This window comes from Bacillus cereus group sp. N14 (assembly GCF_016483555.1).
GTDB classification, from domain to species: Bacteria; Bacillota; Bacilli; order Bacillales; family Bacillaceae_G; genus Bacillus_A; species Bacillus_A wiedmannii.
The window spans coordinates 150,546-175,426 of the sequence record NZ_JAEHBQ010000005.1 but is presented as its reverse complement, the minus strand read 5'-3'; the positions used below and the strand labels follow the sequence as shown (position 1 = coordinate 175,426).

Sequence of the window (24,881 nt, the reverse complement as noted above, 5' to 3'; positions counted from 1 at the left end):
TTCTATTTATGTTAATATTGAAAATATTAACATAAATCACCTAGGATATTAAGTATATTTTAATGAAATGTTTTTATATCGATAAATGGATGTGTGTGATAATTTTTGTTTTATCTATCTATAATGAATGAAAGGGGGAAGGGCTCGTGAGTGTAAATTTGGATTTGATTATACGAATCGGTGTTGCGGGTTTGTTAGGAGCAATAATCGGTATTGAAAGGGAAATTCGATCAAAAGAGGCGGGATTAAAGACTCATTTCCTCGTAGCGGTAGGGAGTGCTTTAATAATGGTCGTTTCAAAATATGCCTTTTCAGATATTATGAATGAAGAACATACGGCTCTTGATCCGAGCCGTATTGCAGCGCAAGTGGTTAGTGGAGTAGGTTTTTTAGGTGCAGGTACAATTATTATTCAAAAACAGGCGGTGAAAGGGTTAACGACAGCGGCTGGTTTATGGGCTACAGCAGGAATTGGATTAGCAATTGGCGCTGGCATGTATGTAGTAGGCATTGGAGCGACGATTCTAGTTTTAATTGGTTTAGAGATTGTGAGTCGTATTTTTAAGGTGCAATTTTTATTTCCGCAAAATATAACAGTGCAAATGTGTATAAATAAACATGAGGCGGTACAGCAAATATTAGAAATACTTCATATGAAAGACATTCCAATACTTTCATATGAAGTGGAGACTTCACAGCAAGGCGCAGAAATAGTATATAAGGTAGGAATGCAGCTGAAAAATATATCGTCAGAAGAAAAGAATGAATTTATTCAGCATATGCAAACATTACCGGAAGTTACGTTTATAAAGTTAAAATCATAGCGTTGAAAACGAGGGTAGATATAGCAGACATTTCGCTATTATCTATCTTTTTTTGATATAAAATTCACATAAAGTCAAGTGTTAATTTTGCTAGGCATGGATACATGTGTGAACGTTCCCTTATTTTTTTCTCAATACAGAATAAAAAGTAAGAATAGTAAAATAATGGTGCGGGACACTAAAAAATGTAAGGTAGGGGAGAGCATGAAAGGCTATTCAAAAAAAGTGTTAGTAGGGGTAAGTTTTGCTAGTTTAATGTTAGGGAGTTTTCAAGGGAGCACATTGGCAGAAAGTAAAAAGGGAGAGCAAGTTTCTTATCGGAATGTGCTAAAAATGGAACCAGTTGGTGTGCAACTGCCAGTGCAAGAATTAGCTCATTCATCAAAAGTGCTTGAAAATAAGTCTTTTGAGAAAAGGCTACAATTTGCTGATTTGTCGCAAAGACCACCTGAAGTAAAAAAAGAAAGTAAGCAATTAGCTGCAGCGAAAACTTATACAATTGCTGAACTAAATCAATTAAGCAATCAGCAGTTAGTAGATTTACTTGTAACAATTGATTGGGAGCAAATTACGGGTCTATTTCAATTTAATAAGGATAGCCTTGCATTCTATCAAAATGATAGTAGGATGCAGGCAATTATTGATAAATTGAAGCAGCAAGGACAAGTTTATACGAAAGATGACTCCAAAGGGATTGAGACTTTAGTAGAAGTATTACGTTCAGGGTTTTATTTAGGATTTTATCATACAGAATTAAGTAAACTAAATGAGCGGAGCTATCATGATAAATGCTTACCTGCATTAAAAACGATTGCGAATAACCCGAATTTCAAACTCGGTACGTTAGAACAAAATAGAGTTGTATCATCATACGGAAAATTAATAGGAAATGCTTCGAGTGATGTGGAAACGATAACATCAGCTGCAAAGATTTTTAAACAATATAACGATAATTTTTCTACATTGGTAGACAATCTTTCAGCTGGAAATGCGATTTACGATATTATGCAAGGTGTTGATTACGACATTCAATCGTATTTGTACGATACGAGAAAAGCACCGAAAGATACAGTATGGTACCAAAAAATTGATAGCTATATTAATGAATTAAGTCGTTTTGCTTTAATTGGAACGGTGACAGAGAAGAATGGTTGGTTAATTAATAATGGTATTTATTATACAGGTAGACTTGGTACGTTCCATAGTACAGGAACGAAAGGATTGCAAGTTGTAACAGACGCGATGAAAATGTATCCGTATTTAGGAGAGCAATATTTCGTAGCGGCTGAGCAAATCGCGACGAATTATGGCGGGAAAGATGCAAATGGAAATGTTGTTAATTTAGATCAAATACGAGAAGACGGGAAGAAAAAGTATTTGCCGAAAACGTATACGTTTGATGATGGGGCAATTGTTTTAAAGGCTGGAGATAAAGTGACAGAAGAAAAAGTAAAACGTCTATATTGGGCGGCAAAAGAAGTAAAGGCACAATTCCATCGTACAGTTGAAAGTGATCAACCTTTAGAAAAAGGAAATCCTGATGATGTATTAACGATGGTTATTTATAATAGTCCAGCTGAATATCAATTTAATCGTCAATTGTACGGATATGAAACGAATAACGGTGGCCTTTATATAGAAGGAACAGGTACGTTCTTTACTTATGAACGTACGCCAGAAGAAAGTATTTATAGTTTAGAAGAATTGTTCCGACATGAGTTTACTCATTACTTACAAGGTAGATATGAAGTACCAGGGCTTTGGGGACAAGGTAAGATGTATGAGAATGAGAGATTATCTTGGTTTGAAGAAGGGAATGCGGAGTTTTTTGCGGGGGCAACGAGAACGGATAATGTTGTACCGAGAAAGAGCATTATAGGAGGAATATCTTCAAATCCAGCAGAACGTTATACGGCAGAGCGAACGTTAAATGCAAAGTATGGAACGTGGGATTTCTATAATTATTCCTTCGCTTTACAATCGTATATGTACAATAAGAGATATGATATGTTTGACAAAGTTCATGATCTTATTAGAAAAAATGATGTAACAGCATATGATGCATACCGTTCTACTTTAAGTAAAGATGCGAATTTAAATAAAGAGTATCAAGATTATATGCAAATGTTAGTCGATAACCGTGAGAAATTTAATGTTCCATTAGTATCAGATGATTATTTAGCAACTCACGTACCAAAACCAGTTTCAGATATTGCGGTAGAAATTACAGCAGAAGCAAAATTAAGTAATGTATCAGTTAAGAAAAATAAATCACAGTTCTTTAATACATTTACACTGCAAGGAACGTATACAGGTACTACTGCAAAAGGGGAATATGAAGACTGGAAAACAATTACACAAAACGTAAATGATACGTTAAAACGTTTAAGTGCAAAAGAATGGACAGGCTACAAAACAGTAACAGCTTACTTTGTGAATTATCGTGTGAATGCATCAGGGCAATTTGAATATGATATTGTGTTCCATGGTATGAATACAGAAGAAGGTGCTGTGAATAAAGCACCAGTCGCGATTATAAATGGTCCATATAGCGGAAATGTAAATGCAGCAATATCGTTTAAAAGCGATGGATCAAAAGATGAAGATGGAAAAATTGTTGCTTATAAATGGGAGTTTGGTGATGGTACTGTAAGCAATGAACAAAATCCAACTCACGTGTATACAACAGAAGGAACGTACACGGCAAAATTGACAGTAACAGACGACAAAGGATTAACGAATACTGTTACAACGAATGTAACGGTTCAAAAGAAAGAAGATAACAGTGTAGAAAAAGAGCCGAATAATTCATTCCAAACAGCAAATAAACTGCAATTAAATCAAGTTTTACGTGCTAGTTTAGGAAATGGTGATACGAGTGATTACTTTGAAATTAATATCGAAACGGCGAAAAACCTACAAATTAATGTAACGAAGGAAAATAATATCGGAGTAAACTGGGTTCTTTATTCAGAAGCGGATTTAAATAATTATGTTACGTATGCCCAGCAAGAAGGAAATAAGTTAGTAGGAAGTTACTACACGTATCCAGGAAAATATTATTTACATGTGTATCAGTATGGCGGGGGAACAGGGAATTATACGGTAGAAGTGAAATAGTAAAAAGGTCGCCGTGAGTGGCGACCTTTTTGTTACGCATAATAAAAAAATTTAAATGAAATTTATAAAAGTTTGATAGGCAATACCAAGGGAAAGTATCGTAGCTACCATATGTGCAGTCCATTTAGGCATACTTAAATTCAGTACGACATTATACAAGATTCCATATAAGATAAAAATGATTAATATAAATGCAATGAATTGAAGAATTAGAAAAAAAGTGGTTGTTCTAAAGAATTAATATCATGTTGTTCCATTTATTCTCACTCCCTTTACTTATTATATTGATATAATATATTTATAAGTGGAAGAGTTATTTCTATAAAGTACCAAAAATGTGATATGAAAGGGGTATTGGAAATTACAAGAACTAACGCGAACTATCATGTAACGTAACATATTATGCGTTATAGCCGAATAATTTTAAATCTTCCCCTGAGTCTGAAATGATCTCTTCGAACTGCAATCCTACTTTTTCTAAAAGCTTTCCTGAATTGATGTTATCAATAGTAGTAATGGCTACAATTCGTTTCATACCTAGGTTCTGTACACCGTAGTCTATTACAGCAGAAGCGGATTCAAAACCATATCCCTTTGAACGGAATTTCTCTAAAAAGGCAAAGCCGATATCAACATCTTCTAATGAATCTCTTTTAATAAGTCCGCACATACCAAGTGGAGTGAAATCTTCTTTTCGCTCTACTAAGTAAAGACCAAAGCCCATTTTATTATACATATCAACTGGTCCGTTTAAGATGTATTTTTTTGCATCGTCTAAGTTTTTAATCCTTTTATCACCAATAAACTGAATCCATGCAGGATCGTTTACTAATTCTAGAATAAATGGGGCGTCTTTTATATCAAACCAGCGAAGAACGAGTCGTTCAGTTTCAAGAACTATCAATCCATTGCACCACCTTTAATAGTTATAACAATTAGTATGGGTTGCGAAATACAAAAGTGCAACATATTTTAATTATGCTCTACTTGTTCACATAAAGTTCGTTTGTTTTGTATAAAGGGATATTTTATAATTAGAATTGATTGTAAAGAGTGAGATACTTATACAATGACTCCTAGGTAACTAGGAGTTTTTACTATATAACTATCATTATTACTAAATATGACACACTACACATTCTACTCAAGGAGGTACATAATGAAGAAATTATATAATGCATCGTTTACGTATTTGATTATCGGTTTATTATCAGGGATTTTCGCTAGGGAGTATGGAAAGTATAAGGGGATTGTAGGCTCTACTTTGTTAAATCTTTTGCATACACATACACTTGTACTCGGCTTTTTCTTCTTTTTAATTGCTTTAGGATTAGCAAAAGTATTCGCGTTTCATGAAGCGAAAAGTTTTAATAAGTGGTTTGTTTTACATAATATTGCATTAATTTTAATGTTAGGTTCATTGGCAGCGAGAGGGCTGCTTCAGCTAAATGGAGCGGACTTTAAAGGGTTAACTTATATTGTAGGATTTTCCCATTCGTTAATGGCAGTTACTTTAGTTTGGTTTATGTTGTTAATAAAGAAGTCGTTTAAAATATAGTTTTATAGAAAAGAACTTGCAGCAATTGCTGCAAGTTCTTTTTGTTTATTCGAAAGTAAGAAATGAATTTTGTATATGTAAAACTTGAATTATTTAATTTTTCGGATTATTATGTATAAAACCCTTAACATATTTTGTAATTCTAATTTATAGAAAGTAGGAGTGTGTACGATGGAGATAACAGTAGAACGTTTAGTAAATGAACTAAAGGGTGTACTTCCCGAAGATCGAGTAGTTGTGAATACGACAGTAAGAGAGTTACATAGTAAAGATGAATCTTATCATACTAGTAGTTTACCCGATGTAGTTGTTTTTCCGAAAACGACTGAAGAGGTTAGTAGAATAATGAAAGTGGCGGGTGAGCATAAAAAACCTGTCGTTCCTTTTGGGGTAGGCTCTAGTTTAGAAGGACACGTTATTCCATATGAAAAAGGAATTACAATGGATTTCTCTCTTATGAATAAAATACTCGAAATAAGAGAGAAAGATTTTCTTGTGAGAGTACAGCCGGGAGTGACTCGCTCTCAGCTTAATAAAGAATTGAAGAAATACGGTTTGTTTTTTAGTGTAGATCCAGGTGCAGATGCAACGTTAGGTGGAATGGCTGCTACAAATGCGAGTGGAACGACAGCAGTTAAATATGGGGTAATGCGTGATCAAGTTCGTGATTTAGAAGTCGTTCTTGCTGATGGGGAAGTAATACATACTGGAAATTTAGCAGCGAAGTCATCATCAGGTTACCATTTAAATGGTGTTTTCGTAGGGTCAGAAGGGACGCTCGGATGTTTTACGGAGTTAACTTTAAAAGTATACGGCATACCAGAACATGTTATGGCAGCGAGAGCATCGTTTCCAACTATAAATGATGCAGTAGAAGCTGTTATTAATATACTACAAGCGGGTATTCCAATTGCGAGAATTGAACTTGTAGATGAATTATCTATGAAACAAGTAAATCGTTATAATGAAACAAGTTACAGAGAAGAGCCTACACTGTTTTTAGAGTTTCACGGTAATGAAGCTGGGCTAAAGCAAGATATTGAATTCACGAAGGAAATTGTTTTTGATCATACATGTAAAGAAGTTGCTTTTGAAACGGAAACTGCAGCGAGAAATAAATTATGGGATGCACGGCATAATCTAGCGTACTCTTACGTTCATAGCTATCCTGGTAAAAAGCTTATGAGTACAGACGTATGTGTACCAATTTCAGAATTAGCTGGTGCAATCCAACATGCGAAAGAAACATTAGATAAAGTAGGTCTTGTCGGTGGTATTCTTGGTCATGTAGGAGACGGAAATTTCCACGTGCTCTTAATGGTCGATCCGAACGATAAAGAAGAAGTGGAAAAAGCGGACGAAATAAACGAAAGTATCGTTTTATATGCTCTTAAACGAGGTGGAACGTGTACGGGAGAACATGGCGTTGGGATTGGGAAACGGAAGTATCAAGAAGAAGAACATGGGGCGGCATTACTCGTAATGAAAAAAATAAAAAAAGCTCTCGATCCGCAAAACATTTTGAATCCGAATAAAGTTTTTCAGTTGAAGGATAGGGGATGATGGGGTGAAAGTACTAGAAGCGATAAGTAATATAGCTGGAAAGTATTTTGCATTTTGGGTTATTTGTATTGCAGCTATTGCATATTTCATTCCTGGACCATTTCTCGGGTTAACTAGTTACATAACGATTTTACTCGGAGTTGTCATGTTTGGGATGGGATTAACATTAAAGGCTGTTGATTTCAAAATCATAGCTACAAAACCATTGCCAGTTATTATCGGTGTATGTGCTCAGTTTATTATTATGCCACTTGTCGCATACGTACTAGCCTACGTTATGAATCTGCCAGCTGAATTAGCAGCTGGATTAGTGTTGCTCGGTTCAGTACCGGGTGGCACTGCATCAAATGTTATGGTTTATTTAGCAAAAGGGAACTTAGCGTTGTCTATTGCAATGACGTCATTATCAACGTTACTAGCACCAATTGCTACACCTCTTATTTTATTATTACTTGCGGGACAATGGATGCCAGTGAATGCTATTTCTATGTTTCTTTCTATCGTACAAGTCATTATCATACCTATTATTTTAGGATTAGTAGTGAAGAAGTTTTTCCCTACAACTGTTACGAAAGGAATGACTGTTATTCCTTTAATATCAGTTGTAGCAATTATCATTATAGTTTCAGCGGTGGTTTCAGCGAATGTAAGTAGCATTACTTCTTCAGGTCTTCTTATCTTTATCGCAGTTATGCTCCATAATGCATTTGGCTTTTTACTCGGATATATAACAGCGTTCGTACTTGGACTAGACGAAGGGACAAGAAGAGCTATTTCAATAGAAGTAGGAATGCAAAATTCAGGATTAGGTGTTGCGCTAGCAACAGCACATTTTGGACCAGCTGCCGCACTCCCAAGTGTATTAGCAGCAGTATGGCATAACATTGCAGGACCGATATTAGCAACCATCTGGTCAAAAAATGCAAAGAATACTTTCAGTGATGAAAATGTATCGGTAAATATAGAAAAATAGGAATGATAAAGAATGCAAAAACGTATTGTACATTTTGAAGGACTTGTTGTTTTCTTAGCTACGATTTATACGTATTCGATATATGAATTTAGTTGGATTATATTTTGGGTATTCCTTTTAGCACCGGATTTATCAATGTTAGCGTACGGTATAAATAATCGTGTTGGTGCTAACATTTATAATTTATGTCACACATATATTATATCTATATTAATAGCTATCATAGGTGTCTATTTTAAGATAGATACCGTTATAATGATTGGGTTAATATGGACAGCGCATATTGGAATGGATCGAATGTTTGGATATGGATTGAAATATGAGACGGATTTTAAGGATACTCATATTCAAAGGTTGTAAATTGTATTGGGAAGAGGGATATATTGAAACAGAGAATTACTATCGAAGAATATAACACCAAATGGGAAAGTGAATTTAATAAACTAAGGTCGCATTGATTTTGATTACGTGCGACCTATTTTTTTCGTTATTGAAAGCTGCCACTATAAAATAATGACAAACTGTCCCTGTTGGAAGCTGCGATTACTAAATATAATAAGAAATAAAATAGAAAAGACCGGAAAAGAGGGAGCTTATGTACATACCAAAATATTTCGCAATACAAGATGAAGAGATGAAGTACGAAATAATTGAACAAAATAGCTTTGCGACATTATTTTCTCAACATAATGGGGAACCATATGCAACGCATTTACCGTTGTTATTAAATAGGGAGACTCTAACTTTACATGGCCATTTCGCACGTCCGAATGAACAGTGGAAAGATAGTGAGAATCAAGAAGTATTAGCTGTATTCCAAGGACCACATAGCTACATATCGCCGTCATGGTATGAAACGAACAATGCAGTACCAACTTGGAATTACGTTGCAGTACATGTATATGGAGAGTTGGAAATTGTTGAGGGTGAACAGGAATTAATAGATTCTCTTCAAGATTTAGTACATACATATGAAAATCCAAAGAGTACCTATTCACTTGATGATGTAGATTCGAATTATATGGCAGGATTAAGTAAAGGGATAGTTGGTTTTAAAATTAGGATTAGTAAAATAGAAGGGAAAGCGAAGTTAAGTCAAAATCATTCTGTAGAAAGAAGAAAATTAGTTGTGGAAGAACTTGAGAAAGTTGGTAGTGAGGGGAGTAGGGGGATTGCGGAGTTGATGAGAAAATAAAGTTTACTTGAAAGGGAAACATTCTAAATAAGCATATTTAAAAAAGACCTTCTGAATTGAAGGTCTTTCGTTTTTTAAAGCGCTTTTACAGCTGTTGTTGAGTTGTAGTCTTTACTTACGTCAACAGATTGAACAAAGTCAGGTCTTTGTGGTGCGGGAAGATCAGCGTGACTTGCTTTATATGTAAATGAACTATTTATCCCAATAGACACAATTCCAATAACAGATAATCCTAATAAGATAGAACTAATTTTTTTTATCATTTTAATGCCCCTTTCTCAAAAGTTTTTTCTTTTGCTTGTAATGCTTTATGAAAATACTCACTTGCTTTTATGTGATTATTTTCATCGTAAAGTTTAACTGCTAATCTTTCTGAATATTCTTGAGTGTAGTTATATAAAGATTCTTTGTCGAAATACGTAATTCCTTCAAGAATAATATTTTCTAGATCTTCAGTTGTCTCATTATTGTTAAGAGAATTTAAAATTTTAAAATGAAGTATATATTCATCATTGTTTAGTTCTGTACAAACTTCCAACCCTTTTTTGATAAGTTTTTTAGCAATGTTTATTTCACCAAGTTTAGAATGCTCTCTGGCTTGTAAAAAGAGCGCTTTAAAGTGTGTAGGTATTTTGGTTGACACCTCTGATAAATGTCGAATCGCTAGAGAAGACAGGTTTTGACTTGCATAGAGCCAGCCTAGATTATTACGAACGCTTAAAACTAAATCATTTTCGTTTAGTTTTTGTAAAATGGAAAGAGCAGAATTGAACTTTTCCTCTGCTTGTTCATATTGCTTTAAAAATACACAGGAGGAACCAATTATATTGTCGCAAAGTGCTAATTTTATCTCGAACCCGTTTTCAGTCATGAAAATATTTCGGGCTTTTGTTGCTTGCTGAATTGCTTCAATAGGTTTATAAAAATGTTGATTAAAGATAGCGAATCGGTAATTAAATTCTGCTTCCTCTAGTTTATCTGAAACTTTTCCTAGTAGCTTTTCAGCATTTTCGTAATGTTCGCTAGCTAAGTTGTAATTTGTTGTTAAAGTAGCATGAATTGCTTTAAAGAAATGATAGTAGTAAGAAAGTTGGTGATTAGCTGGAATCGAGTAAGAATCTATCTTATTGAAACTGTCTTTTGTAATACCTAAACCATCAGTTAAAACTTTGAAACGAAAATTTAATAGAGAATAGTATAATGCTAAGTTCTCATCTTCCTCAAAGTTTAGTTCCTTTTCCTTAATTTCATGCTTTAAGTTTGTCGCCAGAGACACATCTTGTTTAAGCATAGCTAAATACCAATCATTAAATAATTTCGTAATTTGTTCATTACCTTGTAGTTGAACGTTCATGAAATCCCCTCGCTTTTTGAATATTCTTATAAAATATAGTATCAAAAATAACAATATTTAGAAATGGTGTTTTATATTTCTCAACATTTGTATAGTAGAGTTGTGATTAGGCTCATTGAAATGGAGTGGAGTTTGTTTTTGGAGTAAAGAAAGAGCAGAGGAGATAGTATAAAAAAGGTGTGTTCACACAATTTGTATGAACACACCTTTTTACATATTAAACAATCAAGTCCCACAAAAAGTACGATAAGGGCGATTCGTCGGCGTAGGTGGAACGCAGTATTCTTCTTGATCTGTAGAATACGCATAAGGATTTGATAGAGCCTCAAGAAGTTTCTCCATTACGCTATAGTCGCCATTTGTGACAGCTGCTTCTAGTGCTTCTTCTACGCGATGGTTTCTTGGGATGATTGATGGATTATTATTTTGCATCATTTCGTAGGCATTTTCTTTCGATTCTTCTTGTTTTTCTAATCGAGATTGCCACAGTTTATACCATTCTTTAAATTCAGGGCTATCGAATAGAGGCGTATTTTCTAACGTATCAAGAGTTAATGAACGGAATGTATTTGTGTAATCCGCTTTATATTTCTCCATCATTTTTAAAAGTTGCTCAATAAGTGAGTGATCTTGTTCTTCGTTGCTAAATAGTCCTAATTTCTTTTTCATTCCAAGGAACCACTGTTTTTCATACTGTACGCTAAATTTTGAAATTTCATCTTGAGCAATCTTTAATGCTTCTTCTTCATCTTCGTGTAGGATTGGTATTAAAGATTCAGCTAGTCGCGCGAGGTCCCATGCGGCCATATATGGCTGATTTCCATATGCGTAGCGACCTTGTGTATCAATAGAGCTAAATACGGTTCCTTGGTCGTAATTATCCATAAATGCACAAGGGCCGTAATCAATCGTTTCTCCACTAATTGTTATATTGTCAGTGTTCATTACACCGTGGATAAATCCAACAAGTTGCCATTTAGCGATGAGGCTTGCTTGTTTTTTGATGACTTCTTGTAGCAATGCAGTATATCGGTTTTCATGATCTTCAATTTCTGGGTAATGTCTTTTTATTGTATAGTCAGCTAGCGATTGAAGATCCTCGATTGAGCCGCGAGCTGCAGCATATTGAAATGTGCCGACGCGTATATGGCTACTTGCTACTCTAGTCAAAATAGCTCCAGGTAACTTTGTTTGACGATAGGTTGGTTCACCAGTTGTGACAACTGCTAAACTGCGGGTAGTTGGGATATCAAGTGCATACATTGCTTCGCTAATAATATATTCACGTAGCATCGGACCGAGTGCAGCACGACCATCACCGCGGCGTGAATACGGAGTAGGGCCAGAACCTTTTAGTTGAATGTCAAAACGTTTTCCTGAAGGTGTAATTTGTTCGCCAATTAAAAGAGCACGACCGTCGCCTAACATATTAAAATGTCCGAATTGATGACCAGCATATGCTTGAGCTAATGGATGAGCGTCTTCTGGGAGAGCATTACCGGCGAAAATAGCGATTTCGGCTTCTTTCTTCAGTTCTTCAGGATTAAAGCCAAGAGATATCGCAAGTGAATGGTTTAGCTTAACTAACTCCGGTGAACTTACGGGAGTAGGGGGGATTTCTGTATAAAATGAATGTGGTAAAGTCGCATAACTATTATCTAAATTCCAACCTGCTTCATTATTTTTAGTCATTTTATCTCCTCCTTGTTTATTTTTTTATTATGTATTTGTATGTATGTATTCTTTGTAAAATTAGCTAAAAGTATAATATGATATTTCCCCTTGCAATCTATTGTAAGGACTTCACTGCACTATGTCTATTTAACAGCAAATATAAAAACTCCATTTTAAAAAATGGAGTTTTTATTATTACTTAATTTTTACAATTATTTTCCCTTTTGCTCTTCCAGCCTCTGAATATTCCATTGCTTTTTGAGCATCTTCAAAAGGGAAAACGCGATCGATTACCGGTTTGATTTTGCCAGCTTCAATATAGTTTGCAATAGTGCGTAATTGATCGCCGCTTGGCTTCATAAATAAAAATGAATATCGAGCATTATGCTTTTTTTCAAGTGCAGTAAGTTTTTTACTTGCTAATGAAAATAAGAGTGTTTTGAAAAATCCCGAACCGAATTCTTTACCGAATCGAGCATTCGGCATACCTGAAACGGAAACAATGTTGCCGCCGCTTTTTATAATGTTGAATGATTTTTCAAGTGTTGTACCGCCGATTGTATCAAATACTGCATCATAATCTTTTAGTATATCTTCAAATTTTTCTGTTTTGTAATTAATAATTTCATCTGCGCCAAGAGATTTTACTAAATTCGCACCAGCTTCACTAGCAGTCGTTGTAACAGTAGCACCCATTATTTTTGCTAACTGAATTGCGAAAGTACCAACACCACCAGATCCAGCGTGAATTAAAATCTTCTGTCCTTTTTGTAATTGCATGATGTCATGTAAAGCTTGATAAGATGTTAAGCCAACGAGTGGAATCGACGCCGCTTCCTCAAAACTTAAATTTTTTGGTTTTAAAGCTATATCATCTTCATGAATGGCTATATACTCCGCGAAAGTACCAATCTTATTTTTTCTTGGACGAGCATATATTTCATCACCGACTTTAAAACGAGTTACTTTTGATCCAACCTTCGTGATGACACCGGAAAAGTCATTCCCAAGGATTAGAGGCATTTCATATTTCAGTAACATTTTAACTTTTCCATCACGTATTTTAAAATCAATTGGGTTAATACTAGCTGCATGAATTTCTGCGAGCAATTCATACTCATTTATTTCAGGAGTAGGTACCTCGGCCATACGCATTGGAACTTTTCCGTACTTATCAATTATCATCGCTTTCATTTCTTATACCTCCAAATTTCAATAAAGTGAAACTTTAATCAGTGGGGGATTCTCCATCCCCCACTGATTATTAGCCCTCACCAATCGGACTTTTATGGGCAGTTGATCCCCTATCTAAATTCTTTGCTTTCGCTGAATTCTGAGGTGGGGGTCTTACTGCCCGTTAAAGTGGGATAAAAGTTGTGCAATAGCTTTTCAATATCTAATACAAGATTTTTTAATAAACTTAATTTTGTACGTATATCAATATAATAAAAGTTTTTTGTACCTTCTTTTCGCATTAAAATAATACCGGCTTCTCGTAAAATTCTAAGGTGATGTGATACTGCTGGTCGAGAAAGATGTGTTTGTTTCGTAATTTCGCCTACACGTAATCCGGTTTGACATTCTGTTTCCATTAGAACTAACAAAATAGCTTGCCGTGTTTCATCACCAATTGCCAATAACACTTTTTGTGAATCAATAAAATCTCTTTTTATAATATTTAATTGTTCTTGTTTATTCATTTCAATCACTTTACCTCCTGCTAATTAGTCGAAAGGTTTAAGATGATGGACCATTACTTCGATACGATAATGCTACATGATTGTTGTATGAGCTGCAATATTGGGAAAGAAAATCGAGACGAATGAATTTTTTATGTTGAAAATTATAGGGAGATAGAAAAGGGATTAGAAGGACTACATAACACAATAGATGAAGTTTTAAAAACAAAAAATGATGTAACAATAAAATAAGCTGTTGTAACCTTATATAATCCATAAGGTTACAACAGCTTATAATATTTGTATTATCGTTGATTTTTACGATAGAACATGGTTCAACGTAAAGTAAGTTCTTTTGTTTTACATTTTCATACAGACACAATTTAGGTGGGTTATAGATGTATGAAAATATAAAAGTGTTTTGGGGCGTAATCTATCTATATGATAATTCAAAATGAAATATAAGTCTATATTTTAATGTTTTTTTTGATTATATTTATATCACTGAGCTCAGAACAATGATGTGGAGGGTAAATTTATGAAATCGAATGATGTACCAGTTTTAATTGTTGGAGGAGGATTATCAGGATTAGCATCTGCGCTATTCCTTGCAAAACATAACATGGAGTACTTACTTATTGAAAGGCATCCGTCTACTGCCATTCATCCGAAAGCAGGCGGTCTTACTTTCCGTACAATGGAGTTATTTCGAGAATTAGGTTTGGAACAAAGAATTAAATTGGAAGGTAAAGCATTAGAGAACTGCCGAGGAAGAATAGTAGTTCATACAATAGCTGAGGCGAATAAAGAAGAATTGGAACAAATGAGAGCGACGCAATACGGAAGCGATGAAGAGTTACTTCAAAAAATAGAAAAGATTAGTCCATCAAAACAAACTGCGTGTTATCAAATAATTTTAGAAGAGATGATGTTACAAGAAGCGAAAACGCTAGGCGGGCAACTATCTTTTTATCATGAATTAGTTTCATTTGAACAAAATGAAAACGGGGTAAAAGCAACGATTCGAAATCGTGAAACAGAAAAAGAAAGTGTCATACATTGTGACTATGTAATTGCAGCAGATGGAGCGAATAGTAAAATACGTGAGCAACTAGGGATAAGTACTGAGGGACGAGGTACAATCGGTGGCTATTATATGAATATTTATTTTGAAGCGGATTTAAGTGTGTTTATACAAGGAGATGCATTTGGTTTTACTATGGTACTTCATCCGGAAGTACTTGGTGCGCTTATACCAGTTGATAACGAAAGAAAATGGATTTACCATGTATCCTACGATCCATTAAAAGGAGAGGGACCAGAGGATTTCACTATAGAACGCTGTAAACAAATTATTCAAACCGCAATTGGAAGCACAAATGTTGAGCCAGAAATAGTAAGTGTTTTACCGTGGGAAGCGACTGAAAGTACTGCTACAAAATTTCAAGATAATCGCATTTTTTTAGTTGGTGATTCTGCCCATATTATGCCGCCAACTGGAGGATTTGGTTCAAATACAGGAATACAAGATGCGCACAATCTAGCTTGGAAATTAGCGGCTGTTTTAAAAGGGAAGGCAAAACCAAAATTGTTAGAAACATATCATGAAGAGAGATGTCCTGTTGCAAAATTAACGACAGATTATGCGAGTAGTTTACTGTTTCATGCGGCGAATAGAGAAGAAGGTAGTTTAAATAATATGGACGGTTTAGCTGTTACAGTTGGATATCAGTATTGTTCAGAGGCGATTATAGATGACTTAGTTACCCCGCATAGAATGGATATTGTACAGTTGAACGGAAGACCTGGTACGCGGGCACCACATTTTGTTGGAATGTATGAGGGGAAAGAAGTCTCTGTACTTGATTTATTAGGTAACGATTTTGTTTTATTTACTGGAGCAGAAAATGGTTCTTGGGCTGAATCAGCACATACTGTTTCAGCTAAATTAGGAGTAAATATAAAAGTGTATCGCGTTGGTTTAAGTGGAGACTTTATTGCTCAAGAAGATATTTTTAGTAAATTATATGGGATAGAGAATGGAGGAGCTGTATTAATTAGACCAGATGGCTTTATAGGATGGCGTTCGGAAAAAGAGGTAGTAAATCTAGATGTAGTGCTTGAAGAGGTAATGGTTAATTTATTATGTGATTTTTAAGTAACTAAGGAAGTATTGTCTTTTATAGGACGATACTTCTTTTTTTAGCTTAAAAAATAAAGATTGTGTAGTGAAGAGACATTATTATTATAAAAATATATGTAAATTAATTCTCTTTCTTTTTGTTGTTATTAGAATTTTTTTAGTTTTTAGATATAAGTGTTGGCAATTACTAGATTGAATCATTTTTTTATTGTATTATATTTCCTAGAGATTACATACTACATTACCTCTAGCCGAAGTAAAGCAAATAGACGATGTAAAAAGACATATTTTATCACCAAAAGAATTTCTTAAAGATTGATTAAAATTAAAAACAAGTGCTTTAGGCTATGCAGCAATTGGGGTTGGTACAACTGCTGTAAGTGCCTTTGCGGGAGCCAAAGTAGGCGCAGCTGTAGGAACTGTTGCTGGGGCTTGTATTGGCTTGGGTGTTTCTATAGGAGCTAGTATAGTAACAGATGGAATTAAGTTTAATAAAGGTGATTGGAATCATGATGGTAAACAGGATTCGATAAAAGATAAAGTTAAAACTGGAATCGGAGTAGCTTTAGATAAAATTTTTTAGTTTTTGGGAGATTAATATGGAAAAATACCACGGAAAGAGCACGGAACAAATTATTCAGAAATTGATGCCTGACAGTGTAAGATCGAGTGTTGTTATGGTGTGGGTAGTTATTAATTTTATGATTTTAACCCCATTTTTATTTCCTCCAACCTTTACTATATACTTATATATAATTTTACCTTTTCTTTTGACTGCTAATATATGGGGGGGATGGGTATTTTTTTATAAACCAAATGAGCCAAGGTTGGTACACATTTTATATAATGGATTTATGGGAATAACTTTTTCTTTTGGAAGCTTTATAGTGATTCAAAAGATTGCATATACTTTTATTAAAATTGAAACACCTCTGTTTTTTATTGTTACTTTTCTGCTTTACATTCTTACAATCTATAAATTGATTTCAATTGGAATGAAAAGTTTTTTAAGGCGATTAAACAATGAAGAAAATGAAAATATAAAAATTTCTCCAATTGTTTATTTATCAGGATTGGGATATGTAATTGGACAAATATGTATAGGTACATTATCACAAAACGGTTTAGCGACGGTCTTAATTTTAGTCTTTTCTTTATTTGCTGTTGTGCTTAGTATATCTGGAGTATATATATGGGTATATGTTGATTTGAAGAGGAAGGAAATGGATGGGATGCATAATGGACAAATATAATGGCAACAACATAGTGAATTGTATACGAATATTAATACCATTTGATATAAGGAATGTAGTAGGGGCCTTTATGTGGGTTATCATGAATTTTATGCTACTTATCATTTTATTCATATTTCCACCGTTCAATATATACTCCTACGTAGCCTTACCATTTTATGTGATATGTAATCTATGGGGGATTTGGGTTTCCATTTATAAGCCCCGGCAGTCTCAGTTGCAACATTTACTATATTCTGGATTTGTTTCATTAAGTATTTCATTTTGTAGTTTTATAGCTGTGCAAAAGTTAGCTTACGAATTCGTAAAAATAGAGTCGCCTTTATTTTTTATTTTATCGCTTATTGCATATAGTTTAATTGTTTATAAATCTGAATTATTCTGGATTAAATATTTTACAGCCCGCTTAAGAGGGACAACGGATCAAGATGTAAAAATCCCTAAAATTGTATTTTTTTCAAGTTTAGGTTATATGATTGGTCAAATTAGTATTGGAATTTTGAGCCAAAAGGCTATGGCTATTTTATTAATCATTCTCTTCTCATTTTTTTCCGTTGTGTTCTTAGCTCTAAGTACACATGTATATTTTTACTTTGATTTTAGAAAACAAGGTATTACTTCGGGACATTTAAAAGAATTACATTCTCAAAAGAAACCTAAATTGTCAAGGAAGGAAAGGAGACAATCCGTGGCTGCTTCGGGACATGTAAATATACCACATTCTCAAAAGAAACCTAAACTTGCAAGAAAGGATATACGAAATTAAGAATTTGTAATTAAGTAAAACCTAGATTTACGTAAATATCACGTCAAATGACAATAGAATTTTATCTTGTATGAATGGAAATTAAAGAAGTTAGATAGGAATTAGGCTGTACAGAAAATTCGATGTGTTCAAATACTAATTAGTATAAGATAGATATATAACTTATACTGATTAAAGCTTTACCGTACTGAAAAAATAATATTCACAAATTTTAATAGGTTTGGTATGATTAATTTCGACAAGTTAATCGAGGCCGGAGATATTTGAGATAAGCCATAAATTTATTTAGGGGTACAGAAGTGTCCTCTAAATAAATTATGGCTTTTTTTATTGGATGAACCGTACACAATAGGGAAGTTACATGTGGAAAGGAGGGGTATAGAAAATAAATAGTTTTCTATATCAATAACATAAGGAAAGTATATTCGTAAGACTGAAATTTTAATATAAGCTTATAAAAATAATGAAAATATATCTTCTATTTCGTGTAAATCTCATTAACTTGTTGAAATTTACAACGTAGGAAGGGTTAGAAGGATGAGAAAAATTATTAGCGTGTTAGTTATTTTCTTTATGACGGGAAGTATCTTTGCTGGGGGAGCTGTTCATGCGAAAGCAGAAGGAAAGCATGAGTGGAATACGAATAAGTTTTTAAATATTGCACATCGCGGAGCAAGTGGACATGCACCTGAGCATACTTTTGCTTCTTATGATCTTGTGAAAAAAATGAAAGCGGATTATTTGGAGTTAGATATTCAATTAACTAAGGATGGCCAATTAATTGCAATGCATGATACAGCAGTTGATCGCACTACAAATGGAACAGGTGAAGTACGAGATAAAACATTAAGTGAAATAAAAAGCTTAGATGCAGGATCTTGGTTCAATAAAGCTTATCCAGAAAAGGCTAAGCAAGAGTACGTTGGTCAAAAGGTTCCGACTCTTGAAGAAATCTTCCAAAAGTACGGAAGAAGCATGAAGTATTACATTGAAACAAAATCACCAGATGTGTATCCAGGAATGGAAGAGAAATTATTAGCTTTATTAAAAAAATATAATTTAGTAGGTCAAAACATGTCTTCTAGCCGTGTTATGATTCAATCATTTAGTAAAGACAGTTTAACAAAGATTCATAGTATGAATAAAAATATTCCGTTAGTTCAACTGCTTTGGTATTATCCAAATGAAAACAATGAGATTGTTGAATGGTCTGGTATTACACATGAACCGAAAAGTGTAACGAATGATGATTTTCAAGAAATTAAAAAATATGCAGTTGGTATTGGACCGAACTTACGTAATGATAACGGAGAATTAATTATTGATGAGTCATATATGAAAATGGCTAGGAAAAATGGACTGTTAATTCACCCGTATACAATTAACGAGAAACCAGATATGAGATTGTTAATTAAATGGGGTGCTACAGGAATGTTTACAAATTATCCAGATCGATTACATAGTGTGTTAAAAGAAAGATAAGTAAGATAGCATAAAAGGTATACCGACGTTGTGGTATACCTTTTTCTATTATGCTAGATTATAGTAGTAGGATACATATTCTTCTAAGCCTTGAACTTCTTTTTCAGGTGGCTCAATGCCGCCTTTTCTACCGTAGCAAACATTTCTCAAGTATTCTCCAAAAATCATAGAGCGGCTTTTCTTATTTTCCATCCAATTATATCTATTAATTATAAACTCACCATCGAAATTTGTATCAAATGTATATGGGATACAAGTAATTGTTTTAGGTAAATGTTTTTTTAATACTCTATATTGTCGACCAGCTCCTAAACTTTTACATACAAAGAGTAATCGATTAATCTTTGTGAAATCAAAAATCTTTTTCGCTTCCATTACATTAGCGATAGAATGGAGGGAGTTTGTCTCGAATATAATAACGTCTTTTGGTACGCCATGTTCCATTAATTTATTTACAATTACTTCTGCTTCTGATAAATCCCCGTAATTCCAGATCGGATGTTTCATGCCATGCAAACTAGTACCGCCTGTAACGATAATTTGGTTTCCTAAGCCTTGTTGATAAGCTTTTAGAGGGGCTTGCCAATTGCCAGGATGAGAACCGCCAAAAACGAAAATGGCATCACATTTTTGTGGTGTGGTTTCTTTTAGAAAAGTGATTTCTGTAATTTGATCGATTTGTTTTTTCGTAAGAGTAGGGACATCAGGATATTTAGGGATTACCATTTGAAAACCTCCTATATAGTAAAATGATAAATTCATTATATAGCGATTTTATTAAGTAGAAAAAGAGAAGCTTTTTATTTGAAAGTTCCCCTTTTAAGATAACTCTCCAACAAACCAAATCTCTTTTTCATAGATTGCATCCTCATCATAAATGACTTCTTGAAAGTGTAACATTTGGACAGTAGGACAAATTGAAATTCTCCATGCTTCCCAAAAATCAGATTCATTTGAAAGAAGAATCCATTTTTGGAATTCACTATTTCTATTAAAGAAATTATGAAAGTAACCCTCATTTTTAAATACAATGATTTGTGAGTCCCATAAATTCTCTATAGAAATCAAAGTAACAACTCGATATGTATGTGTATCACTCGGCTTTATTTTTATTAAATGCTGTGCTTGATTTAATAAGGTTTGTATACACAATCGTTTTACTTTTCTAGGTGTTTTACACGAATTGATAAAAGCTTGGGAAACTGGTAAAGGCATATACCAATATTCATCGTTATAGAAAGCAGAAGGGAACGTTTTTGTATGTTCTTCAATTCGCTTTATCATCGTGTTAGTTTTACGCTTCATACCACGTATTTTCTTTTCACGCATTGTTAAATCATCTCCATAAATTTTTGTAATGCAGCTGAGTGATATAGATCTTTTCTAGTAATAAAAGTAGTAGGAACTTTTTTGAATCTATTTGGTAAAGGATTGAATGATAAGTTATGTGCATGACCACTTAAAATAGATTTCATCATAATTGCTACGCCCATATTTGATTTTACACATGCGAGTATCGCTTCAATTGTTCCGAACTCTAATATTCGTTTAGGCGAGATGTCTTCTTCTTGAAGCCAGTCTTCTAATAAACTTCTATAATAGCAACCGTGACTAAAAGCGAGTAAATTCATATTTTCTATGTCTGTAAGAGAGGGTAAAGGTTTTTTACTAATGAGAACTAATTCTTCTTCACGAAATACACTTGTATGAAGTTCACCGTGCGGAGTAGAGCCAGCTATAAACGCTCCGTCTAGTTTTCGTTCTAACACAAGCCTAATTAGTTGTTCGGTCGTATTTGTTTCTAAAATTAATTCGACTTTTGGATATTTCTCATAATAGGCAGTTAATATAGATGGCAGCCTTACCGCAGTTGTAGATTCTGTACACCCAATTTTCAAAGTGCCTTTAGGCTCGATTCCATTACTTTGAACCGCTTTTATAGATTGATCCATTAAGTGGATAATTTGTTTAGCGTATGTTAATAAAATCTCACCGTTAGAAGTTAAAGTTACACCTTTTCCGTTACGGTAAAATAAAGGCACGCCTAATTCATTTTCTAGTTGTTTCATACGCATTGTTACGCCTGATTGTACATAGTTCAAATTTTTAGCTGCGTGAGAAATATTATTTTCCTTCGCAACTTCGTAAAATACAGTTAAATCTTTTATGTCCACGTATCATCCCTCCGAAAAGGTATCAATTTTTTTGATGGATTATATGATGAATCTTTATTTTATATGATATCAGAACTTTCATACAATGGAAGTGAGTGGAGGGATGATTGTGTTAATCGAAGAAAGGATGAAAAGTACTTATAAGTGGATGATGTTAATTGTTGCGACGATTGCTCAAACAACAGCGACACTTATAACGTATGGTGTTGGAGTTTTGGCGTTATTTTGGAAAGAAGAATATGAGCTTACGAATATGGAGAGTGGATTGTTAGTAAGTGTTGTAAATGTTGGACCATTATTTTGTATGCTTTTTGTTGGGCGGCTACTTGATCAATATAATGAAAAGTTGTTAATTTCTATCAGTTCATTTTTGCTAGGAGGTTCGCTTTTACTAACCAATATAGTAAGTGGATTTAATGGACTGTTATTTGTACTTTTATTAGTAGGAATGTTTTATAGTGTTTCCCAGCCAGGAGGAAGTAAAGTGATTTTAAAATGGTTCTCAAAAGAAAATCGTGGATTAGCGATGGGAATAAGGCAAGCTGGTATACCGATTGGTGGTGCGTTAGCGGGAGTGTTAATCCCTTTTCTTACGATACAATATAATGTGACTTACGCGATAAATAGTATGGCATGCATTTGTATAATTGGAGGTTTATTATTTTTTATGTTTTATAAAGAGCCATATGCTCAGGAGGAAGTAAGGAAAGAACATATTAAAATTTCTTTTTGGACGCAGCTAAAAGTAGTGATATGCAAAAAAGAGTTGTATCCAATTTATATAACGGGGATTTGCATGATTTCATTGCAAATGGTGTTAGTTGGGCACTTTATGAAATTTCTAGTAAGGGAACAATCAATTCCATCTATTGTAGCCGGAACAATATTTTCGGTTATGTTTTTTTCTCGAATGATTGGCCGTGTTATATTAGCAGCTATTAGTGATTTGTTTTATAAGGGGAATCGGCACATACCTTTATTTATAGCTGTCTGCGCTTCTATCGGTTTGATTCTATTGTTAGTAATGTGCATACATACAGTAACGAGTGGAGTATTATATGGTATAAGTGCATTGTTAGGCTTCTTTTCAATTGGATGGTTTAGTCTTTTTATCGTCGAAGTTGCTGAATTGGCAAGTGAAGAACGTGTTGGAATAACAGTTAGTTTGGCACTGACATTCAATCAAATTGCGATTATTGTTGCACCTGTTTTATTTGGTTATATTGTAGATGAAAAAGGCTATACGTATGCGTGGTTATGTATAGTGGTATTACTATGTATCTCGGCAGTGAGTTTATATAGTAAAAACAAAAAATAAAAGAAAGTTAGTAATGTAAATTTTATATGAAGAAAATCTAAAGAAATGCCGAATGTGCGACATTTCTTTTTTATATGTTGTATAATCAAAAAATAAATGAGATTTGTTTTCAATGACGTTCATTGCCTCTTTTGAAATTACCTGTTACTTTAGCCATAATGAGTTGTTTTTCTGTATCGTTATGTGCATGATTTATTTTGTTTAAAAATTTTTCAGCATCATTTCCTTTTAATATTTTAATTTGTTTTCCGTAATATTCAATTAAAACTATGTTATTTTTTGTTACTCTGTAATGGAACATCATATCATTTAAACGATTGTGTTTATCGGTATTTTTCATCGTAACAACTCCATTTCTTATTATGTGTAACAAATGTTACATAAGCTGTTGAAATTATAGTAGGGTGTATCCGATTGTAAGGTGGAAATTTTGCAAGAAAGAAATACAATAGAGAGTAGCCAAAAACTGAATATGAGAAAAAGGAATCTAGTTTAAATAGGTGAATATAATAATATAAAGTATTTGAAAATTAACAGATATAGAATAGAATGGATGCGCGTTAAGTGAAACTAGATAAAAGAGGGTTCCTATTATGCTAAAGAAATGGTTAATTGTTTTCTTTATTTTTGCTATTTTTTGTGGGAGTGTCGTTGCACTAATACATGTAAATAAAGGTAAGAAATATGATATAAAGGCATTTTCTAATTTAAATAGTAAGCAAAAGGACGGTATGCAAGAAGTTGATGCAAATGAAAAAAAGCGCTATGAAGTTGTAGCTGGAAAACTAGATCAATATTTAAAAGAAAAAGGATTTAATGGGAGTGTTCTTGTAGCTAGTAAAGATCATGTGATTTTACGAAAAGGTTATGGGTATGCGAATGTGAAAGATAAAGTAGTCACGACGCCAAGAACGAAATATCGTATTGGTTCTATTACGAAAACAGTAGTTGCAATATCTATTATGCAACTAAAAGAAAAAGGGAAATTAAACATTGAAGACAATGTAAATAAGTATATTTCTTCATTTCCGGCAGATAAAAACATTACGTTACGAAATTTGTTAACACATACGTCTGGGTTGCCAGATCAGGGACAAGGTAGGGTTGATGCGGCGTCACGATTAAAGTTAGTAACGTGGATTGGTGCACAAAAATTGCAATTTCCTGCAGGGACTGGGTGGAAATATACAGATTATAATTATATGGTGCTTGCGTATATTGTAGAAAAGATATCGAATAAACCGCTCGCTGAATATGTGAAAGAAAATATTTTTACGCCTGTTGAAATGCATGAATCAGGAATGGGGGCTACCCTTCCTGAAGATATTTTCTTAGCAGAAGGTTATACGAAAAAAGATAATGAGTTAATAGCTGCACCCCGCTTAAAAATGAATTGGTTGTATGGGTGTGGTGAAATGTATACGACTGTTGAAGATATGAAAAGATTAGATGAGGCTATTATGGATGGAAAACTGCTGTCTAAACAAAGTGTATTAGATATGTTTACTGCATCACCTGTAAGAAAATATGGATTTAGTTTCTATACTAATCCAGATTATTATCATAATCATGGTGTATTAGCTGGTTGGAATACATTTAATAATTTTAACCGGGATAAACGAACGTTTGTAATATTATTCTCTAACGTACAAAATGATATGAATGATACGTTTAATCAGGAGTTTAGGAAAATGGCGAATGATTTAATAGAAGGAAAATAATAATTTGTAAATCGGTATTGATATGTAATTATCAATACCGATTTTTTATTTGGGAAATTTCAATGAAGAAGTAACTATGAAGAG

Annotated in this window: 23 protein-coding genes and 3 pseudogenes; 15 read left to right on the top strand and 11 right to left on the bottom strand. The window is 33.8% G+C overall.

From position 1 onward, the window contains the following. The first annotated feature begins 146 nt into the window (after nt 1-146). Both JDS82_RS10365 and colA read left to right on the top strand, forming a co-directional pair. Nucleotides 147-824, top strand: coding sequence for an MgtC/SapB family protein (locus JDS82_RS10365; protein ID WP_199713201.1), 678 nt, complete (start codon nt 147-149; stop codon nt 822-824). Between the two features lie 204 nt (nt 825-1,028). Next, entirely contained in the window at nt 1,029-3,944 is a 2,916-nt protein-coding gene (colA, locus tag JDS82_RS10360; RefSeq protein ID WP_199713200.1) for a collagenase ColA, read from the top strand. A 51-nt stretch (nt 3,945-3,995) separates the two neighbouring features. Here the strand turns inward: colA and JDS82_RS30350 are convergent. Next, nucleotides 3,996-4,201: pseudogene (locus JDS82_RS30350) on the bottom strand (hypothetical protein). Nucleotides 4,202-4,344: 143 nt separating this feature from the next. Then, entirely contained in the window at nt 4,345-4,848 is a 504-nt protein-coding gene (locus JDS82_RS10355) for a GNAT family N-acetyltransferase (RefSeq protein WP_061672829.1), read from the bottom strand. A gap of 255 nt (nt 4,849-5,103) precedes the next feature. Between JDS82_RS10355 and JDS82_RS10350 the strand changes: the two genes are divergently transcribed. The 6 genes and pseudogenes from JDS82_RS10350 (at nt 5,104) to JDS82_RS10330 (ending at nt 9,233) form a co-directional block, all read left to right on the top strand. Continuing rightward, entirely contained in the window at nt 5,104-5,502 is a 399-nt protein-coding gene (locus tag JDS82_RS10350; RefSeq protein ID WP_000737899.1) for a DUF2871 family protein, read from the top strand. Nucleotides 5,503-5,673: 171 nt separating this feature from the next. Then, nucleotides 5,674-7,065, top strand: a complete 1,392-nt coding sequence (locus JDS82_RS10345; RefSeq protein ID WP_098057363.1) for an FAD-binding oxidoreductase — start codon at nt 5,674-5,676, stop codon at nt 7,063-7,065. Nucleotides 7,066-7,069: 4 nt separating this feature from the next. After that, nucleotides 7,070-8,038, top strand: a complete 969-nt coding sequence (locus JDS82_RS10340) for a bile acid:sodium symporter family protein (protein WP_000865830.1) — start codon at nt 7,070-7,072, stop codon at nt 8,036-8,038. Nucleotides 8,039-8,050: 12 nt separating this feature from the next. Further along, entirely contained in the window at nt 8,051-8,398 is a 348-nt protein-coding gene (locus JDS82_RS10335; RefSeq protein WP_001172043.1) for a DUF4260 domain-containing protein, read from the top strand. 23 nt (nt 8,399-8,421) lie between these two features. Continuing rightward, nucleotides 8,422-8,490: pseudogene (locus JDS82_RS29710) on the top strand (GrpB family protein); the annotation flags it as partial. 143 nt (nt 8,491-8,633) lie between these two features. Further along, nucleotides 8,634-9,233 (top strand): FMN-binding negative transcriptional regulator, encoded by a 600-nt coding sequence (locus tag JDS82_RS10330; protein ID WP_199713199.1) that lies wholly within the window; start codon nt 8,634-8,636, stop codon nt 9,231-9,233. Nucleotides 9,234-9,307: 74 nt separating this feature from the next. Here JDS82_RS10330 and JDS82_RS10325 read toward each other — a convergent pair whose 3' ends face one another. The 5 genes from JDS82_RS10325 to JDS82_RS10305 form a co-directional block, all read right to left on the bottom strand. Then, nucleotides 9,308-9,496, bottom strand: a complete 189-nt coding sequence (locus JDS82_RS10325) for a Phr family secreted Rap phosphatase inhibitor (RefSeq protein ID WP_000592005.1) — start codon at nt 9,494-9,496, stop codon at nt 9,308-9,310. Then, the gene (locus JDS82_RS10320; RefSeq protein ID WP_199713198.1) at nt 9,493-10,587 is read right to left on the bottom strand and encodes a response regulator aspartate phosphatase; all 1,095 of its coding nucleotides are present in this window, start codon (nt 10,585-10,587) and stop codon (nt 9,493-9,495) included. The genes JDS82_RS10325 and JDS82_RS10320 overlap by 4 nt, the downstream gene beginning before the upstream one ends. Before the next feature lie 225 nt (nt 10,588-10,812). Beyond that, nucleotides 10,813-12,279: a protein adenylyltransferase SelO gene (locus JDS82_RS10315; RefSeq protein WP_199713197.1), complete on the bottom strand. Its 1,467-nt coding sequence runs from the start codon at nt 12,277-12,279 to the stop codon at nt 10,813-10,815. Nucleotides 12,280-12,456: 177 nt separating this feature from the next. Continuing rightward, nucleotides 12,457-13,455 carry an NADP-dependent oxidoreductase gene (locus JDS82_RS10310; protein ID WP_199713196.1) on the bottom strand — a complete coding sequence of 333 codons (999 nt, stop codon included), beginning with the start codon at nt 13,453-13,455 and terminating at the stop codon, nt 12,457-12,459. Nucleotides 13,456-13,565: 110 nt separating this feature from the next. Continuing rightward, nucleotides 13,566-13,970 carry an ArsR/SmtB family transcription factor gene (locus tag JDS82_RS10305; protein WP_048550281.1) on the bottom strand — a complete coding sequence of 135 codons (405 nt, stop codon included), beginning with the start codon at nt 13,968-13,970 and terminating at the stop codon, nt 13,566-13,568. Nucleotides 13,971-14,478: 508 nt separating this feature from the next. Between JDS82_RS10305 and JDS82_RS10300 the strand changes: the two genes are divergently transcribed. The 5 genes and pseudogenes from JDS82_RS10300 to JDS82_RS10280 all read left to right on the top strand — a co-directional run bounded on the left by JDS82_RS10300 (nt 14,479) and on the right by JDS82_RS10280 (nt 19,584). Further along, nucleotides 14,479-16,098, top strand: a complete 1,620-nt coding sequence (locus tag JDS82_RS10300) for an FAD-dependent oxidoreductase (RefSeq protein WP_199713195.1) — start codon at nt 14,479-14,481, stop codon at nt 16,096-16,098. Nucleotides 16,099-16,318: 220 nt separating this feature from the next. Beyond that, nucleotides 16,319-16,666 (top strand): annotated as a pseudogene (locus JDS82_RS30165) (WXG100 family type VII secretion target); the annotation flags it as partial. Nucleotides 16,667-16,682: 16 nt separating this feature from the next. Beyond that, a complete protein-coding gene (locus tag JDS82_RS10290; protein ID WP_064471145.1) occupies nt 16,683-17,336 on the top strand; it encodes a hypothetical protein in 654 nt (217 codons plus the stop codon). Next, nucleotides 17,311-18,102 (top strand): hypothetical protein, encoded by a 792-nt coding sequence (locus tag JDS82_RS10285; RefSeq protein ID WP_000501776.1) that lies wholly within the window; start codon nt 17,311-17,313, stop codon nt 18,100-18,102. Before JDS82_RS10290 ends, JDS82_RS10285 begins: the two co-directional genes overlap by 26 nt. 537 nt (nt 18,103-18,639) lie before the next feature. Then, on the top strand, nt 18,640-19,584 hold the full coding sequence (locus tag JDS82_RS10280) for a glycerophosphodiester phosphodiesterase (RefSeq protein ID WP_199713194.1): 945 nt from the start codon (nt 18,640-18,642) through the stop codon (nt 19,582-19,584). 48 nt (nt 19,585-19,632) lie between these two features. Here the strand turns inward: JDS82_RS10280 and JDS82_RS10275 are convergent, their stop codons facing one another. The 3 genes from JDS82_RS10275 to JDS82_RS10265 all read right to left on the bottom strand — a co-directional run bounded on the left by JDS82_RS10275 (nt 19,633) and on the right by JDS82_RS10265 (nt 21,758). Continuing rightward, entirely contained in the window at nt 19,633-20,310 is a 678-nt protein-coding gene (locus JDS82_RS10275; protein ID WP_199713193.1) for a YdcF family protein, read from the bottom strand. A 93-nt stretch (nt 20,311-20,403) separates the two neighbouring features. Further along, the gene (locus JDS82_RS10270) at nt 20,404-20,913 is read right to left on the bottom strand and encodes a DUF3916 domain-containing protein (protein ID WP_199713192.1); all 510 of its coding nucleotides are present in this window, start codon (nt 20,911-20,913) and stop codon (nt 20,404-20,406) included. Nucleotides 20,914-20,915: 2 nt separating this feature from the next. Then, entirely contained in the window at nt 20,916-21,758 is an 843-nt protein-coding gene (locus JDS82_RS10265; RefSeq protein ID WP_199713191.1) for a LysR substrate-binding domain-containing protein, read from the bottom strand. Between the two features lie 85 nt (nt 21,759-21,843). Here JDS82_RS10265 and JDS82_RS10260 point away from each other — a divergent pair, with 85 nt between their 5' ends. Beyond that, nucleotides 21,844-23,076, top strand: coding sequence for an MFS transporter (locus JDS82_RS10260; RefSeq protein WP_199713190.1), 1,233 nt, complete (start codon nt 21,844-21,846; stop codon nt 23,074-23,076). Between the two features lie 109 nt (nt 23,077-23,185). Here the strand turns inward: JDS82_RS10260 and JDS82_RS10255 are convergent, their stop codons facing one another. After that, complete coding sequence (locus JDS82_RS10255) at nt 23,186-23,416, bottom strand: hypothetical protein (protein WP_064056690.1); 231 nt, start codon at nt 23,414-23,416, stop codon at nt 23,186-23,188. A gap of 253 nt (nt 23,417-23,669) precedes the next feature. On the opposite strand from JDS82_RS10255, the gene JDS82_RS10250 reads away from it, so the two are divergent. Then, on the top strand, nt 23,670-24,797 hold the full coding sequence (locus JDS82_RS10250; protein WP_000915182.1) for a serine hydrolase domain-containing protein: 1,128 nt from the start codon (nt 23,670-23,672) through the stop codon (nt 24,795-24,797). Nucleotides 24,798-24,881: the final 84 nt, after the last annotated feature.

What these genes read in the sequence shown, in the direction of transcription:
- JDS82_RS10300 (WP_199713195.1), top strand. Translation starts at nt 14,479, where the DNA reads ATGAAATCGAATGATGTACCAGTTTTAATTGTTGGAGGAGGATTATCA.
- JDS82_RS10290 (WP_064471145.1), top strand. Translation starts at nt 16,683, where the DNA reads ATGGAAAAATACCACGGAAAGAGCACGGAACAAATTATTCAGAAATTG.
- JDS82_RS10310 (WP_199713196.1), bottom strand. Translation starts at nt 13,455, where the DNA reads ATGAAAGCGATGATAATTGATAAGTACGGAAAAGTTCCAATGCGTATG.
- JDS82_RS10350 (WP_000737899.1), top strand. Translation starts at nt 5,104, where the DNA reads ATGAAGAAATTATATAATGCATCGTTTACGTATTTGATTATCGGTTTA.
- JDS82_RS10275 (WP_199713193.1), bottom strand. Translation starts at nt 20,310, where the DNA reads ATGGTAATCCCTAAATATCCTGATGTCCCTACTCTTACGAAAAAACAA.
- JDS82_RS10320 (WP_199713198.1), bottom strand. Translation starts at nt 10,587, where the DNA reads ATGAACGTTCAACTACAAGGTAATGAACAAATTACGAAATTATTTAAT.
- JDS82_RS10280 (WP_199713194.1), top strand. Translation starts at nt 18,640, where the DNA reads ATGAGAAAAATTATTAGCGTGTTAGTTATTTTCTTTATGACGGGAAGT.
- JDS82_RS10250 (WP_000915182.1), top strand. Translation starts at nt 23,670, where the DNA reads ATGCTAAAGAAATGGTTAATTGTTTTCTTTATTTTTGCTATTTTTTGT.
- JDS82_RS10260 (WP_199713190.1), top strand. Translation starts at nt 21,844, where the DNA reads ATGGAAGTGAGTGGAGGGATGATTGTGTTAATCGAAGAAAGGATGAAA.
- JDS82_RS10270 (WP_199713192.1), bottom strand. Translation starts at nt 20,913, where the DNA reads ATGCGTGAAAAGAAAATACGTGGTATGAAGCGTAAAACTAACACGATG.
- JDS82_RS10335 (WP_001172043.1), top strand. Translation starts at nt 8,051, where the DNA reads ATGCAAAAACGTATTGTACATTTTGAAGGACTTGTTGTTTTCTTAGCT.
- JDS82_RS10255 (WP_064056690.1), bottom strand. Translation starts at nt 23,416, where the DNA reads ATGAAAAATACCGATAAACACAATCGTTTAAATGATATGATGTTCCAT.
- JDS82_RS10325 (WP_000592005.1), bottom strand. Translation starts at nt 9,496, where the DNA reads ATGATAAAAAAAATTAGTTCTATCTTATTAGGATTATCTGTTATTGGA.
- JDS82_RS10345 (WP_098057363.1), top strand. Translation starts at nt 5,674, where the DNA reads ATGGAGATAACAGTAGAACGTTTAGTAAATGAACTAAAGGGTGTACTT.
- JDS82_RS10330 (WP_199713199.1), top strand. Translation starts at nt 8,634, where the DNA reads ATGTACATACCAAAATATTTCGCAATACAAGATGAAGAGATGAAGTAC.
- colA (WP_199713200.1), top strand. Translation starts at nt 1,029, where the DNA reads ATGAAAGGCTATTCAAAAAAAGTGTTAGTAGGGGTAAGTTTTGCTAGT.
- JDS82_RS10315 (WP_199713197.1), bottom strand. Translation starts at nt 12,279, where the DNA reads ATGACTAAAAATAATGAAGCAGGTTGGAATTTAGATAATAGTTATGCG.
- JDS82_RS10285 (WP_000501776.1), top strand. Translation starts at nt 17,311, where the DNA reads ATGGGATGCATAATGGACAAATATAATGGCAACAACATAGTGAATTGT.